This is a genomic window from Bacillus stratosphericus (assembly GCF_020524495.1).
In the GTDB taxonomy this organism is placed as follows: Bacteria; Bacillota; Bacilli; order Bacillales; family Bacillaceae; genus Bacillus; species Bacillus stratosphericus_B.
This window is the reverse complement of record NZ_JAIVLB010000093.1, coordinates 1-1,007: the sequence shown is the minus strand read 5'-3', so window position 1 is coordinate 1,007 and position 1,007 is coordinate 1. Positions and strand designations below refer to the sequence as shown.

The following is a 1,007-nucleotide window of genomic DNA, read 5'->3' as shown; positions in this document are numbered from 1 at the left end:
CAAAGCGCCGGGCTGGGCCAAGAAGCTAGCCGATAATCCTGACGCTGACCCGACGCCGGTCGAGCGCTGGAGAGAAGTTTCGTACCACCCGACCGTTGATCGCGCCGTCTTAGACGTAATGAATCGACGCATAAAGACCTCGGATGCGGAAACACTGGCCGAGATCGCACAAATGGTACAGGAATTTCGCACGGAATTTGCGGCGGCACTGACGATCGAGGGCGCTAGTATCCCCGACAAATAAAACGTCTAGGAGGCGGTTAAATCATGGAAAGAACGTTTGACGTTAAGAAGCTCGAAGAAACCTACGGGCATCTCGGACTTACTGTTCGGAAATGTGAGCCGGGAGAGATTGGCGGTATTTTCGTAAAGGCCAGCGACGGAACAAAACGCGAGGTAACTATGGAAGATTTATTTCCGGGATGGGAGGACGTCAAATGACAAAAACGAACGATCAAGAAATCGCAGAATTACGTCATGCAATGACGGGGCTGATTGCGGAGAATGAGCGGATGGTGCGCACCTTACGTTTAATCGAAGAAAAGTCGGATACACCGATTCGAGAAAACGTTGATGACGTTCCGATAACGGGTCTATACGAAATTAACTTACACGCAAAGGAGGCGTTAAAATGAAGCCGGAAATCATGAAAGAGCAGGCGGAGGCAATCGAGTTTCTACGGAAGCATTATGACGATAGCACAATAATAGCCATGTATGCCGAGGATACTATCGGATACGTACACCAAACATACGGGCATGATTGCGGGTCTGTATACGGTCTTGATTTACTCAATTTTGCAGCCGCCCTTATCAACGGATACGAAATCGAAAAGACGCCGGAGGAAAAGGTACGGGAGTATTACGCATTTAACCACGATGAGCGCTGCAAAGTGCTGACAGCCAGTCCGCGCGGTCAATATACTTCAGGTGTTGCTGACGGAATTCGAAAAACGCTCGATCTACTCGGCGTCAAAATCGAAGGGGTGAATGCGTAGATGAATGAAA

At 49.3% G+C, this 1,007-nt stretch carries 4 protein-coding genes; all 4 read left to right on the top strand.

What is annotated here, in order from left to right:
• Positions 1–244: hypothetical protein (locus LC033_RS16575; RefSeq protein WP_226570344.1), on the top strand; the 244-nt coding region annotated here is incomplete at its 5' end.
• 23 nt (positions 245–267) lie between these two features.
• A complete protein-coding gene (locus tag LC033_RS16570) occupies positions 268–441 on the top strand; it encodes a hypothetical protein (RefSeq protein WP_226570342.1) in 174 nt (57 codons plus the stop codon).
• Entirely contained in the window at positions 438–635 is a 198-nt protein-coding gene (locus LC033_RS16565; protein ID WP_226570340.1) for a hypothetical protein, read from the top strand. The genes LC033_RS16570 and LC033_RS16565 overlap by 4 nt, the downstream gene beginning before the upstream one ends.
• Positions 632–997 (top strand): DUF1642 domain-containing protein, encoded by a 366-nt coding sequence (locus LC033_RS16560; RefSeq protein ID WP_226570338.1) that lies wholly within the window; start codon positions 632–634, stop codon positions 995–997. The genes LC033_RS16565 and LC033_RS16560 overlap by 4 nt, the downstream gene beginning before the upstream one ends.
• The last annotated feature ends 10 nt before the right edge of the window (positions 998–1,007 follow it).